The 12793-nt window shown below is 66.9% G+C and carries 17 protein-coding genes; 1 reads left to right on the top strand and 16 read right to left on the bottom strand.

The features are described from left to right. Position 1: 1 nt before the first annotated feature. The 8 genes from rplE to A5705_RS28860 all read right to left on the bottom strand — a co-directional run bounded on the left by rplE (position 2) and on the right by A5705_RS28860 (position 5251). Positions 2 to 565 (bottom strand): 50S ribosomal protein L5, encoded by a 564-nt coding sequence (rplE, locus tag A5705_RS11495; RefSeq protein ID WP_067873377.1) that lies wholly within the window; start codon positions 563 to 565, stop codon positions 2 to 4. Beyond that, positions 565 to 882 (bottom strand): 50S ribosomal protein L24, encoded by a 318-nt coding sequence (rplX, locus tag A5705_RS11490; RefSeq protein WP_067873374.1) that lies wholly within the window; start codon positions 880 to 882, stop codon positions 565 to 567. Before rplX ends, rplE begins: the two co-directional genes overlap by 1 nt. Then, the gene (gene rplN / locus A5705_RS11485) at positions 883 to 1251 is read right to left on the bottom strand and encodes a 50S ribosomal protein L14 (protein WP_003403649.1); all 369 of its coding nucleotides are present in this window, start codon (positions 1249 to 1251) and stop codon (positions 883 to 885) included. A 145-nt stretch (positions 1252 to 1396) separates the two neighbouring features. After that, positions 1397 to 1933 carry a DinB family protein gene (locus A5705_RS11480; RefSeq protein WP_068277562.1) on the bottom strand — a complete coding sequence of 179 codons (537 nt, stop codon included), beginning with the start codon at positions 1931 to 1933 and terminating at the stop codon, positions 1397 to 1399. Positions 1934 to 2002: 69 nt separating this feature from the next. Beyond that, positions 2003 to 2962, bottom strand: a complete 960-nt coding sequence (locus tag A5705_RS11475; RefSeq protein ID WP_067873369.1) for a DUF4436 domain-containing protein — start codon at positions 2960 to 2962, stop codon at positions 2003 to 2005. A 218-nt stretch (positions 2963 to 3180) separates the two neighbouring features. Then, positions 3181 to 4071, bottom strand: a complete 891-nt coding sequence (locus tag A5705_RS11470; protein ID WP_068277559.1) for a formylglycine-generating enzyme family protein — start codon at positions 4069 to 4071, stop codon at positions 3181 to 3183. Positions 4072 to 4083: 12 nt separating this feature from the next. Continuing rightward, on the bottom strand, positions 4084 to 5022 hold the full coding sequence (locus A5705_RS11465) for a DUF4436 domain-containing protein (RefSeq protein ID WP_067873363.1): 939 nt from the start codon (positions 5020 to 5022) through the stop codon (positions 4084 to 4086). A gap of 103 nt (positions 5023 to 5125) precedes the next feature. Further along, positions 5126 to 5251 (bottom strand): hypothetical protein, encoded by a 126-nt coding sequence (locus tag A5705_RS28860; protein ID WP_255400342.1) that lies wholly within the window; start codon positions 5249 to 5251, stop codon positions 5126 to 5128. Between the two features lie 66 nt (positions 5252 to 5317). Here A5705_RS28860 and pstS point away from each other — a divergent pair, with 66 nt between their 5' ends. Beyond that, entirely contained in the window at positions 5318 to 6445 is a 1128-nt protein-coding gene (pstS, locus tag A5705_RS11460) for a phosphate ABC transporter substrate-binding protein PstS (protein ID WP_067873360.1), read from the top strand. Between the two features lies 1 nt (position 6446). On the opposite strand, the gene A5705_RS11455 is transcribed toward pstS, so the two are convergent. The 8 genes from A5705_RS11455 to rpsS all read right to left on the bottom strand — a co-directional run bounded on the left by A5705_RS11455 (position 6447) and on the right by rpsS (position 12791). Beyond that, positions 6447 to 7370, bottom strand: a complete 924-nt coding sequence (locus A5705_RS11455; RefSeq protein WP_067873357.1) for a DUF4436 domain-containing protein — start codon at positions 7368 to 7370, stop codon at positions 6447 to 6449. Positions 7371 to 7642: 272 nt separating this feature from the next. Continuing rightward, positions 7643 to 9994 (bottom strand): arylsulfatase, encoded by a 2352-nt coding sequence (locus tag A5705_RS11450; protein WP_068277558.1) that lies wholly within the window; start codon positions 9992 to 9994, stop codon positions 7643 to 7645. Positions 9995 to 10110: 116 nt separating this feature from the next. Continuing rightward, positions 10111 to 10473, bottom strand: a complete 363-nt coding sequence (rpsQ, locus tag A5705_RS11445; RefSeq protein ID WP_369803280.1) for a 30S ribosomal protein S17 — start codon at positions 10471 to 10473, stop codon at positions 10111 to 10113. Continuing rightward, positions 10470 to 10703 carry a 50S ribosomal protein L29 gene (gene rpmC / locus A5705_RS11440; RefSeq protein ID WP_066961040.1) on the bottom strand — a complete coding sequence of 78 codons (234 nt, stop codon included), beginning with the start codon at positions 10701 to 10703 and terminating at the stop codon, positions 10470 to 10472. The genes rpsQ and rpmC overlap by 4 nt, the downstream gene beginning before the upstream one ends. Further along, entirely contained in the window at positions 10703 to 11119 is a 417-nt protein-coding gene (gene rplP, locus A5705_RS11435; protein ID WP_066907369.1) for a 50S ribosomal protein L16, read from the bottom strand. Before rplP ends, rpmC begins: the two co-directional genes overlap by 1 nt. A gap of 3 nt (positions 11120 to 11122) precedes the next feature. Next, the gene (gene rpsC, locus A5705_RS11430; RefSeq protein ID WP_068277555.1) at positions 11123 to 11968 is read right to left on the bottom strand and encodes a 30S ribosomal protein S3; all 846 of its coding nucleotides are present in this window, start codon (positions 11966 to 11968) and stop codon (positions 11123 to 11125) included. Then, positions 11968 to 12513, bottom strand: coding sequence for a 50S ribosomal protein L22 (rplV, locus tag A5705_RS11425; protein ID WP_067873341.1), 546 nt, complete (start codon positions 12511 to 12513; stop codon positions 11968 to 11970). Before rplV ends, rpsC begins: the two co-directional genes overlap by 1 nt. Then, positions 12510 to 12791 carry a 30S ribosomal protein S19 gene (gene rpsS / locus A5705_RS11420; RefSeq protein WP_066907363.1) on the bottom strand — a complete coding sequence of 94 codons (282 nt, stop codon included), beginning with the start codon at positions 12789 to 12791 and terminating at the stop codon, positions 12510 to 12512. The genes rplV and rpsS overlap by 4 nt, the downstream gene beginning before the upstream one ends. Between the last annotated feature and the right edge of the window lie 2 nt (positions 12792 to 12793).

Below are 12793 nucleotides of genomic sequence, written 5' to 3'. Positions count from 1 at the left end.
GTCAGTTCTCCTTGAACGGAAAGCCGAGGGCCCGCAGTAGCGCTCGCCCTTCGTCGTCGGTCGTCGCCGAGGTGACGACGTTGATGTCCATGCCGCGGACCCGGTCGATCTTGTCCACGTCGATCTCGTGGAACACCGACTGCTCGGCCAGTCCGAACGTGTAGTTGCCGACCCCGTCGAACTGCTTGGGCGACAGGCCCCGGAAGTCCCGGATACGCGGCAGCGCGATCGAGGTGAGCCGGTCGAGGAACTCCCACATCCGGTCCCCGCGCAGCGTCACCCGGGCGCCGATCGGCATGCCCTCGCGCAATTTGAACTGTGCGATGGACTTGCGCGCCTTGCGGATCTCGGGCTTCTGACCGGTGATCAGCGCCAGGTCGTTCACCGCGCCGTTGATCAGCTTGGCGTCGCGGGCGGCGTCGCCGACGCCCATGTTGACGACGACCTTGGTCACGGTCGGGATCTGCATGACGTTGCCGTAGTTGAACTGCTTCTGCAGCGCATCGCGGATCTCGTTGGCGTAGCGCTGCTTGAGCCGCGGCTGGGTCTTCTCTGCGGTGCTCATCAGATGTCCTTGCCGTTGCGCTTGGAGATGCGGACGCGCTTGCCGGTTTCCTCGTCCACCCGGTAACCGATCCGGGTGGGCTGGCCGTCGGAGTCGACCACCATCACGTTGGAGACGTGAATCGGCGCCTCCTGCGTGACGATGCCGCCCGAGCGCGCGCCGCGCTGGTTGGTGGAAATCGCGGTGTGCTTCTTGATCCGGTTGACGCCCTCGACAAGCACGCGGTTGCGTTCCGGGTACGCCTGCAGCACCTTGCCCTTGGCGCCCTTGTCCTTGCCCGCGATGACCAGCACGGTGTCGCCTTTGTGGACCTTCATCTACAACACCTCCGGGGCGAGCGAGATGATCTTCATGAATCGCTTCTCGCGCAGTTCGCGGCCGACCGGCCCGAAGATGCGCGTGCCGCGCGGGTCGTTGTCGGGCTTGATGATCACCGCGGCATTCTCGTCGAACTTGATGTAGCTGCCGTCGGGACGCCTGCGCTCCTTCACCGTGCGCACCACGACGGCCTTGACGACGTCGCCGCGCTTGACGTTGCCGCCGGGAATGGCGTCCTTGACGGTGGCGACGATGACGTCACCGATGCCGGCGTATCGTCGCGACGAACCGCCGAGCACCCGGATGCACAAGATCTCCTTGGCGCCGGTGTTGTCGGCGACCTTCAGCCGCGATTCCTGCTGAATCACTCGATCTCCTGACCTGGTTCACGTGCACGGCAGGAGGCAGGCAAAACCCACCCTGACATGCGCGGTCTTGAAACACTTTTGTCACCGAAAGGCACGCGGGGCCGATTCGCACCGGCCGAGGTCTGCCCAAGGCAACCCCTAGAGTCTAGGGGACGACCAGCTCAGAGCCAAATCTGCGGATGTCGGCGACATGATGGACGCCTTCGTGCATCGCCTGGCGCACCAGCCAGCGCGCGGTGCGCCGCTCGCCCGGCAACCGGCTGCCGATGCGATCCCAGTCGTCTGTGCGCACGACCTCGTCGCGGAACCCGGCGGTGCCGGCCGCCAGCTCGTAGAGCGTGGCGTCGACGTCGCAGTCGTTGTACCGGAAGCGGCGGGCCCGCAGGTCGTTGAACATCGGCTCGAAGGCGGGTTCCTGCTCGATGCGGGTGCGGTGCAGCCGGATGGTGAAGCTGACATAGACGTCGCGAACGTGGCAGAGGTACTCCGCAACCGACCACACGCCGGGAGCCGGCCGCAGCCGGCGCGCGTCGGGCGCAATCGCGCCGATCGCCTCGCGCATCGCATTGGGCAGGCCCGCGATGACGGCGACGGCATCGTCGATCCGCGTGTCCGGGTAAGCGACCGCGCAGGTCTCGCAGACGTGGTCCTCGGCGGCAAGCGGCGGCAATGGCGCGGGCATACGCAAATCCTGCACCCCGACCGGTGGCGGAGCCTCATGGCCGTGACAGCCGGCGCAAATGACGCCCGATCAGTCCCCTTGCCGGACCCAGGCGAAGATGTACAGGCTCATGGCCGTCACGAGGGCGATCAGCACCCACTGCACGATGGCCTGGTCTATCCAGGAACCGGGCGGTGGGGCACCCGGAAGGATGTTGCGCAACGGGACGATCGCGAAGAGGTTCGCGGCGTACCACGTCGCAAAGGGCGGCAAGAATTTCCTCCTGCCCAGCGCCATCGGGATGGCGACCATCAGCGCCAAGGTGGGCAGGCTGATGAGGACCAGGCAGATGCCCAGGTCGAAGATCAGCGGGCCCTTGGCCCTCTTGAAGGTGATGACGACGTTCCCGTTGTCGCTACCACGCTGGGTCGGGAGCGCGGCGGGATCGTGCAGCCGCTGGACGCTCACGTCCCAACCGTCCAATTCCCCGGTGACCTCGACGCGAGCGGGCACCTTCTTGATGTTGTCGCCGGACCCGACGAACGCGTCCGCGGAGATCGGTTCGGTCCGGTAGGAGTCGAAGGGCCAGTTACCGGGATCGCCGTGCGCCTCGATGGTGGTGCTGAGTTGCGCCGGCGCCTTCCCCTTCGGATAGTGCAGGTCCCCCAGGTCGCTCGTCGGGTACAGTCGCACGCCAACGTCGGTGCCCAGTACGTCGAAGCGATTGTCGTAGGCCGAAATCCCTGGATAGACAAGCACATTCACCGTGAGACGATTCGCGACGGTCTTCAGCTCCTCGAGGCGCAGCTGCACGATCGTCGCATCGCCCCCGCCCTGGCTGAGGTCCAGTGGGGGAAGCGGGGCCTCTGCTTCCTGCAGCTGGTGCACGCCGAACAGGGACAGGGCGTAGGCGGCGACGACGGCGAGCAGGATGGTCACCCCGATGGCGATTCGGGGTTTCCGGTACTGTTTGCCCGACGGCGGCGGTGGCGTCGGCGGCGTGTCCGAGGGTGGTGGCGGAGCCGGCGTCGTCTGCGCCTCAGCGGTCATTGCTGACCCGCGCGGACAGTCGAAATCGGCGGGCTGAAACTCACTGGCGAAATCCGGCTCGTCTGGGGCAACACTGATCAGATGCTAGCGAACTCGCGCGAGCGTCGCGCGACGACGAAGGCCCTGTCACTCGCCGTCCATCCGGCGGTAACCCGCCGGTCGTTTTTGCTGTCGGGCGTGCGGGGCGGCGGGCACCGGCCGAGCCGGCGCGCGACGATCTAACCCGACGCGGAATTTGCCACGCAGCGAAATCCGATGTGGGTTGTCGCCGTGTCCTGTGACTGCGGCGACCGCGCGGCCGGACGGTAGCGGTGGCAATACTCCGGCGCGCAGAGATGCGAACCGCCCTTCAACGTCTGGCTGACGGACGGATCTGCCGGACCCGTTGGCGCGCAACAGGCTTTCGGGGGTTGATCGAGCCGGTGGTGTGCGGAGAACTCGGTGGTGGTCCATTCCCAGACGTTGCCGATCATGTCGAGCAGACCGAACCCGTTGGGCGGGAAGGTCCCCACAGGCGAGGTGCCCACCCACCCGAGCGCCCCGTCGTTGCGATACGGGAATCGTCCCTGCCACGTGTTGGCCATCAGCCTGCCATCGGGATTCGGCTCGTCCCCCCACGAGTAGGTCGTCGCGGTTCCGGCGCGGGCGGCATACTCCCACTCGGCCTCGGTCGGGAGCCGCCGACCGGCCCAGCGCGCGTACGCCGCCGCGTCGGGGTACGCCACCTGCACCACCGGGTGATCGGCCCTGCCCTCGAGATCGCTGCCGGGTCCGAACGGATTTCGCCAGTTGGCGCCCGGTACCCAGTCCCACCATTGCCGCCAGTCACGCAGGTCGACCGGGCCGGGCGTCGGACGGAAGACCATGGCGCCCGGACGAAGGTCGTCGGGATCGGCCCCCGGGTAGAGTGCCGGGTCGATCGGCTGCTCGGCGACGGTCACATAGCCCGTGTCGGTGACGAATTCGGCGAACTGCGCGTTGGTCACCGGATGGCGCTCCATCGCGAAGGCCGCGACCGTCACCGTATGGATCGGTGCCTCCTCGGGATAAAAGCTCGTCGAGCCCATGCGGAACGATCCGCCCGGCAGGTCGACCAACTCGGTGAGCACCGCTCCAGCGTATTAGTCCGTTTGTCGGTACCAGGTGACGAAGAAAAGGATCATCGCCACCACCAACGCGATCAGCACCCAGAGCACCAAGGCCTGGTCGACCCAGGCGCCCGCCGGCGGGGAGCCGGGTAAGAAGTTGCGGATGGGGATCACGGCGAAGAGCACCGCGGCGAACCACGTGACGAACGGTGGCAGGAACTTGCGCTTCCCCGTCACCATCAGGATGGCGATCGTCAATGCCAGTGCGGGTAGGGCGAACAGGACCAGGCAGATGCCCGCGTCGAAGATCAGTGTGCCCTTTGACCTGTGCAACGTGATGATCACGTTGTCGGGGCGCTCCGATTCCTGACTGGCTTCGCCCACGCGCCGGACGCTGACATCCCAGCCGTCCAGCTGCCCGGTCACCTCCACCCGGGCGGGGATGTATTGGCGCGCATCGCCCTGGCCGACGAGCACCTCCGCGGAGAGGGTGTCAGTGCTGTAAGAGTCGAACGGCCAGTTGTTGGGATTACCGTGCGCCTCGATCGTGGTGGCGACCTGGGCCGGCGACTTCCCGGCCGGGTAGATCAGGTCGCCCAGGTCGTTCGGCGGATCCATGCGCACCGCGGTGTCGGTCGTGAGGACGTCCAGGCGCTTGTCGAACATCTTGTCCTGGGGGATGACAAGAACCTTCACCGTCAGGCGGTTTGCGGCGGTGTCCAGCTTTTCGAGGCGCACCAGCACGACGGTGTCGTCGGTTGCGCTGAGGTCCGGCGGCTTGATCGGTTGCGCCGCATTGAAGAGCAGGTGGACGCCGAACAGCGACAGCCCGTAGACGATGAGGAAGACCATGAGGGCGCCGAGGCCGACCACCATGCCTCGTCGGCCCCGCTTGGTCGGCGCTGCGGCCGGCGGTTCCGGGTTCGTCGGGGTCGTCGGGGGCGGTGGTGCTGGGGGAGCCTGATGCGTCATCGGTCAACACCTCCTGGGTGTGCGGAAGCTCAGCGGGCAAGCACACGAGGATTAGATCGTAGCGAACCGACGCCGTCCACGCCTATATCGAAATTTCCTCTCCTCAGTAGGCAATTTGCGTCAACCCGCCGAACACGTGTTCGCCACCCAGCGAAACGCGGCGCGACGTCGGCGAGGCGGCCAGTTCATCCGTTGTTGGTTTGCCTGTTAATTCGATGGCTGTAAACAACGACGTGTATCCCTACACTCAGCTCGCCGCCGACGCCGGGCGCCAGCATCGCCTGGAGGCATCAACATGAAGCACAAGCGCTCCACCGCCGCCGTCAGCTCTCTGGCCGTGGCGGCCCTGGTGCTCTCGGCATGCAGCAATGCCCACGCAACCCTGGCCTATGCCGTCGGGGCGAAGGTGGACTGCGGCGGCAAGCAGACCCTCATCGCCAGCGGCTCGACCGCGCAGGCCAACGCCGTGACCAAGTTCATCGACGCATACCACAAGGCCTGCCCCGGACAGACCCTCAATTACACCGCGAATGGCTCGGGCGCCGGGATCAGCGAATTCCTCTCCGGCAAAACCGATTTCGGTGGATCAGACATACCGCTGTCGGGTGACCAATACGCCGCCGCCAAGCAGCGGTGCGGCGGGGCCGATGCATGGAACCTGCCGGTCGTGTTCGGCCCGCTGGCCATCACCTACAACCTCGGCGCCGTCGATTCGTTGGTGCTGGACGCTCCGACCATGGCCAAGATCTTCAACGGCACCATCACGCGCTGGGACGACCCGGCCCTCACCGCTCTCAATGCCTCCATGCCGGCCGAGGACATCCGCGTCATCTACCGCAGCGACGCGTCGGGCACCACCGAGAACTTCCAGTCCTACCTGCAGGCCGCGTCCGGCGGAGCGTGGAACAAGGGCACCGGGAAGATGTTCAACGGTGGGGTCGGAATCGGCGCCGCGGGGAACAAGGGCACCTCGGAGCTGGTGAAGGCCACCGAGGGCGCGATCAGCTACAACGAACTTTCATTCGCGCTCCAGCAAGGGCTTTACGCCGCCGAGATCAAGACTCCGGCGAGCCGCAGGTCGCTGCGGCCGGTACGGATCGGCACCGACACGGTCGGCAAGACGATCACCGGCGCCAAGATCACCGGCGCGGGTAACGATCTCGTCCTTGACATCTCGTCGTTCTACAACCCCGCCCAGCCCGACGTCTACCCGATCGTGCTGGCCACGTACGAGATCGTCTGCTCGAAATACCCGAGCGCCGATGTGGGGCGGGCGGTCAAGGCGTTCCTCCAGGCCGCGATCGGCCCCGGCCAGCTCGAACTCGCCAGAAATGGCTACATCCCGCTGTCGCCCGCGTTTCAGTCAAGGGTGTCGAGCGCCGTCGACGCCATCAGCTACGCGGGGGCGGCCGAAGCGGAATAGGTCAGGCCTTTTTCGGCTGCCTTCGGTCGCGTTGCTGCCACCAGCCGAACAGGAACAAGGCCATCGCGGTGACGAGGCCGATCAGCACCCAGAGCACAACGGCCTGGTCGATCCACGAACCGTAGGGCGGGCTGCCCGGCAGGATGTTGCGCAGCGGGACGATGGCGAACAGCATCGCGCCGTACCACGTCGTCATAGGCGGCAGGAATGACGTCTTGCCGAGCGCCACCGGGATCGCCACCCACAGCGCCAACACCGGCAGCGCGATCAGCACCAGGCAGATGCCGATGTCGAAGATCAGCGGGCCCTTGGCCCGGTGCAGGGTGATGGTGACGTCGTCCTGGATGTCCGGGTTGGAGTCTGCGGGGTCGTGGACGCGCGTGGCGGTGGCGTCCCAACCGTCGAGCTTCCCGGTCACTTCGACGCGGGCGGGCACCTTTTCGCGGTTTTGGCCGGAGCCGGTGAACACGTCCGCCGCGATCACCTGGGTCTTGTAGGTGTCGAACGGCCAGTTACCCGGGTCGCCCTGCGCCTCGATGGTGGTGCTGACCTGCGCCGGCGCCTTGCCCACCGGATATTGCAGGTCTCCCAGGTCGTTCTCCGGGTAGAGGCGCACGGCCGCGTCCGTCGTGAGCACGCCCAGGTTCTTGTCGTACAGCGAATCCTTCGGGTAGACAAGCACATTCACCGTCAACCGGTTCGCTAAGGTATCCAGCTTCTCGAGGCGCACCTGCACCACGCTGTCATCGGCCTCGACCTTGCTGAAGTCCACCGCGGGCAGCGGAGGGGCCGACTTGGCCAGCAGGTGCACGGCAATCAGGGACAGCACGTAGATGACGATGATGGCGACGACGACGCCGAACGCGATCGCAAGGCGAGGTCCTCGGGCGGGGGGCGCCTGCGGTGGCGGCGCTTCGGTTGTCATTGCGGCATCACGGGGCCAGATGCTACCGCCCGCTTGCGCCGAAATGCGGTCTTTTCAGGGGATGACGACGGCGAATTGCTGCATGGCCGTGAATTTCGCCGCGTCGAAGCCGGGCGCGCCGCCCGGCACCGGCTCGGCCCGGATCCGACCGCCTGGGCGCGGCGGAGCTCGTCGACGGGGCCCCCCCGTTGCGGACAGCGGTGCCCCCGGTCGTCCTCTCGCAGCCCACCACCGCCCCCGCCCACAGCGGGGCAGCCACGCCGATCGTCAGCTCAGTCGCGCGAAAAGGCAAGCGCGAGTTCCCTTTCCACGTCCTCATACGGCCTGCCCGAGAGGTCGACGGTGACCTGAGCGATGGTGCCGCCGGTGAACGTGAACGGCGCCTTATAGCGGCTGGACACTCCCGACCCGCCATTGTGCCCGACGGTGATCCCGGCCCCCGCCAGGCCGAACGTCCCGGGGTGGGTCGTCACGTCGGGCAGCGTTGCGACCACCTCGTCATCGACGAAGAGCGCGAGGTCGCCCAGCGGGGTGTGGCTGTTCGCAACCGTCCCGGTCCGCGCGTAGCGGACACCGAACATGTGGCGCCCCAGCGGGACCGGGCCGGACGAGGACACCAGCTGCTGGCGCTCACCGAGGAAGTTGTAGACGTAGTGCAGCCGCCCGTCCTGGATGAACAGGACGTGCCCGCCGTGCGCGCCGCCCTGCTTGAACAGCACGCCCTCGGCGCCGGCGGTGTCCACGGTCACGTCGGCCAGGACGGCGAACGAGCGGCCACGAATCTCGGCGGCCGCGCCGATGCCCACGTCCGCGCAGTGCGGGTAGTACGTGTAGCTGTCCCGTTCGCCGACCAGGTAGGGCCGCGTTCGCATCATCGTCTCGACGATGTTCAGGTCCGACAGCGGCAGGCCGTTGTACTTGGCGGCCTCGGAAAACCACAGCGCCTTGAGCTCTTCCAGCTTCTCGGGTTGGTCGGCGGCCAGGTCGTGGCACTGGCTGCGGTCGGCCTCGATGTGGTACAGCTCCCATCGGTCGGCGTCGAAATGCGACCAACCGGCCGGCGTCGCGGCATGGACGGTGTTGGCGAACCAGCCCTCATGCCAGATCCCCCGGGTGCCCAGCATGGTGTAGAACTGGGTCTTCTTCCCGGTGCCGGCGTCAAGGGCCGCTTTGAAACTCACCCCGTCCAGTGGTTTCTGTGCGATGCCCTTGACGGTCTCGGGCGGCTCCATGCCCAGCAGGTCGAGGACGGTCGGCGTGATGTCGCAGACGTTGACATAGGTGTCGCGCACCTCGCCGTGCGCCGCAATGCCGTTGGGCCAGGAGACGATTGCCGTGTCGGCGATGCCGCCCTCGTGGGACGCGTAGCGCTTGTACAGCTTGTAGGGCGTGTTGAAGGCCATCGCCCACCCGATCGGGTAGTGGTTGTAGGTCTCCGGGCCGCCGAGGTGGTCGAAGAGCTTCATGCTCTCCTCGACGGTGTCGATGTACCCGTTGAAGAACTTGCCCTCGTTGACCGACCCGTTGGGGCCGCCCTCGCCGCTGGCGCCGTTGTCGGAGATCACCACGATGATGGTGTTGTCCAGCTGGCCGGACTCCTCGAGATAGTCCAGGATGCGCCCGATCTGGGCGTCGGTGTAGCTGAGGAAGCCGGCGAACACCTCGGCCATCCGGCAGAACAGCTTGCGCTCTTCGTCGTTCAGCGAGTCCCACGGCCGCACCGTGTCCTGCAGCGGCCAGGGCTCGCCCTGCGGGCCCTTGACGTCCGAATACGGGTTGACCGGTGACAGTTCGGTGTCCGGTGGCACGATCCCGAGCGACTTCTGCTTTTCCAGCACGACCTCGCGGTACTTTTCGTAGCCCATGTCGAATCGGCCGGCGTAGCGGTCCGCCCACTCCTTGAAGACGTGGTGCGGCGCGTGCCCGGCGCCCGGGCACACGTAGCTGAACCACGGCTTGTCCGGCGCGATCACCTTGGCGTCGCGGATGAACTCGATCGTCTTGTCCGCGAGGTCCTTCGACAGGTGGTAGCCGTCCTCCGGTGTCCCCGGCGGGCTGACCGGATGGTTGTCGTAGACCAGGTCGGGGTACCACTGGTCGGTCTCGCCGCCCATGAATCCGTAGAACCGCTCGAAGCCGCGCGAGGTGGGCCAGTGCCGTTTCGTCGACGCCAGATTGGACTCCTCGAGCGGCGTCAGGTGCCACTTGCCGACGCAGTACGTGTTGTAGCCCCGCTCGGCGAGCATCTCGGAGAGCAGCGCGGTGTCCGCGGGAATGCGCCCGTTGCAGTTGGGGAACCCGTCGGTGAATTCCTCGATGGTGGCCATGCCCACGGTGGTCGCGTTGCGCCCGGTCAGCAGCGACGCCCGGGTCGGCGAGCACAGCGCGGTGGTGTGGAACTGCGACAGCCGCACGCCGCGCTCGGCGATCCGCGTCATCGCCGGCATCTCGACCAGGCCGCCGAAGCAATCCCACGTCGCGATGCCGGTGTCGTCCCACACCAGATACAGGATGTTCGGTGAATTCTCCGGTGCCGTCGGCGCCGCGTACGGACCCCAGTCCGGCTCCGAATCCCGGATGTCGAGCTCGATCTTGCCGTGAAACTCGCGCGAGTCAGTGGACATGCGCCGAGCGTAACGCCACCGCGATTATTCCGGCCTTCTTTCGCAGTGCGGTTACGCTCGGCAACACAAACGCCCGAGACCGCGGGGGTCTCGGGCGTTTCTGCGTTGCCTGCGGGCTACTTGGCCTTCTCGAGGATTTCAACCAGCCGCCAGCGCTTGGTCGCCGACATGGGTCGCGTCTCCATCAGCGAGACGCGGTCGCCGATGCCGGCGGTGCTGTTCTCGTCGTGCGCCTTGACCTTCTTGGTGGTCCGGATGATCTTGCCGTACAGCGGGTGCCGCATGCGGTCTTCCAGCTCGACCACGATGGTCTTCTGCATCTTGTCGCTGACCACATAGCCGATGCGCACCTTGCGCCGACCACGCGTTTTCGGGTTGGCCGGAGTGTGCTTGGGGCCCTTGTCTTTCGGCTCGGCGTCGGTTGCCGCGGCCTTCTTCGGGGCGGCCTTCGCGGGCGCCTTCTTAGCTTCTGCCATCACGAATCCTTACCATCGGGCCCGCTGGCCAGGCCCAGTTCTCGTTCACGCAGCACCGTGTAGACGCGCGCGATTTCCTGACGCACGGTGCGGAGCCGGCGGTTGTTGGTGAGCTGACCGGTCGCCATCTGGAAGCGCAGGTTGAACAGCTCCTCCTTGGACTCGCGCACGCGCTCGGCGAGTTCTGCGTCGGTGAGCTCGCGCAGTTCGCCAGGCGAAATTCCCAGTGCCATCAGAACTGATCCTCTCGGGTCACGATGCGTGCCTTGATCGGCAGCTTGTGGATTGCGCGGGTGAGCGCCGCCCGGGCCACCTGCTCGTTGGGGTAGCTGAGCTCGAACAGCACCCGGCCCGGCTTGACGTTGACGACCCACCACTCCGGGGAGCCCTTACCCGAACCCATCCGGGTCTCGGCGGGCTTCTTGGTCAGCGGGCGGTCGGGGAAGACGTTGATCCACACCTTGCCGCCACGCTTGATGTGCCGGTTGATCGCGATACGGGCCGACTCGATCTGGCGGTTGGTGACGTAGGCGTGCTCGAGGGCCTGGATGCCGTAGTCGCCGAAGTTCACCGCCGTGCCGCCGCTGGCGATGCCGCGCTGACGGGGGTGGTGCTGCTTGCGGTGCTTGACCTTGCGGGGAATCAACATGATTCAGCTCTCCGTGCTCTGTGGTTCGAGGGGAGGCGCGGGTTCGGTCGGGGTCGCCACGGCGCTGTCCTCGGCGCCCGCCGCGCGGCCGGCCTCGGTGCTGGTCGCGGTGGTGCCCGACGCGCCGCTACGCCGCGGACGCGTGCCCGACGGCCGCTCGCGGCGCGGACGCTCGGCGCCGGCCGGCGCCCCCACTCCCGAGGCGGCCAATTCGCGCTTGCCGCCGACGATGTCGCCCTTGTAGATCCACACCTTCACGCCGATCCGGCCGAAGGTGGTCTTGGCCTCGTACAGGCCGTAGTCGATGTCGGCGCGCAGGGTGTGCAGCGGCACCCGGCCCTCGCGGTAGAACTCCGAGCGGCTCATCTCCGCGCCGCCCAGGCGGCCGGAGCACTGGACCCGGATGCCCTTGACGTTGGGCTGCCGCATCGCCGACTGGATGGCCTTGCGCATCGCGCGGCGGAACGCCACCCGGTTGCTCAACTGCTCGGCGACGCCCTGGGCCACCAGTTGCGCCTGGGACTCGGGGTTTTTGACCTCGAGAATGTTGAGCTGAACCTGCTTGCCGGTCAGCTTCTCCAAATCCGCGCGGATCCGGTCGGCCTCGGTGCCGCGGCGCCCGATGACGATGCCGGGGCGGGCGGTGTGGATGTCGACCCGCACCCGGTCGCGGGTGCGCTCGATCTCGACGTCGGCGATGCCGGCGCGCTCCAAGCCCGTGGACAGCAGCCGCCGGATCGCGACGTCTTCCTTGACGTAATCGGCGTATTGCTTGTCGGCGTACCAGCGGGACTTCCAGTCCGTCGTGATGCCCAGCCGGAAGCCGTGCGGATTGATCTTCTGGCCCACTAGTCTGAGCCTCCCTTCGCGTCAGAAGCCTCAGAAGCCTTGGCCGGGGCCTTCTTTGCCGGCGCCTTCTTCGCGGCCGGCGCTTTCTTGGCGGGTGCCTTCTTGGCGCCCGAACCAGGACCAGCCTTCGCCGCGGCCTTGCTTGCCTCGGCGCGACGGGCCCGCGTCGACTTCGCCGAACCCTGATCCTTGGCCGGCCGGCTTTCCACCACCACGGTGATGTGGCTGGTGCGCCTGCGGATTCGGAACGCGCGGCCCTGGGCGCGCGGACGGATGCGCTTGGCGGTGGGGCCCTCGTCGGCGTAGACCGTGGCGACCACGAGGGTCGCCGGGTCCAGGCCGTTGTTGTTCTGCGCGTTGGCCGCCGCGCTCGCGATCACCTTGGCCACCGGTTCGCTCGCGGCCTGCGGCGCCCAGCGCAGGATGTCCAGCGCATCGTTCACCGACTTGCCGCGGACCAGGTCGATCACCCGGCGCGCCTTGGTCGGCGACACCCGGACGAACCGGGCCTTCGCGACCGCCGACGGGAATTCAGTTGTGGTCATCGCCGCTTGGCCTTCCGATCATCCTTGATGTGCCCCTTGAAGGTGCGCGTCGGGGCGAACTCGCCGAGCTTGTGACCCACCATCGCCTCGGTGACGAACACGGGGACGTGCTTGCGCCCGTCGTGCACGGCAAAGGTGTGGCCGATGAAGTCCGGAATGATCGTCGACCGGCGCGACCAGGTCTTGATGACCTGCTTGGTGTTCTTCTCGTTCTGGACGTCGACCTTCTTGAGCAGATGGCCGTCGACGAACGGGCCCTTCTTCAGGCTGCGTGGCATGT

The organism is Mycobacterium sp. E787 (genome assembly GCF_001668725.1).
GTDB lineage: Bacteria > Actinomycetota > Actinomycetes > Mycobacteriales > Mycobacteriaceae > Mycobacterium.
This window is presented reverse-complemented; position numbering and strand designations above follow the sequence as displayed.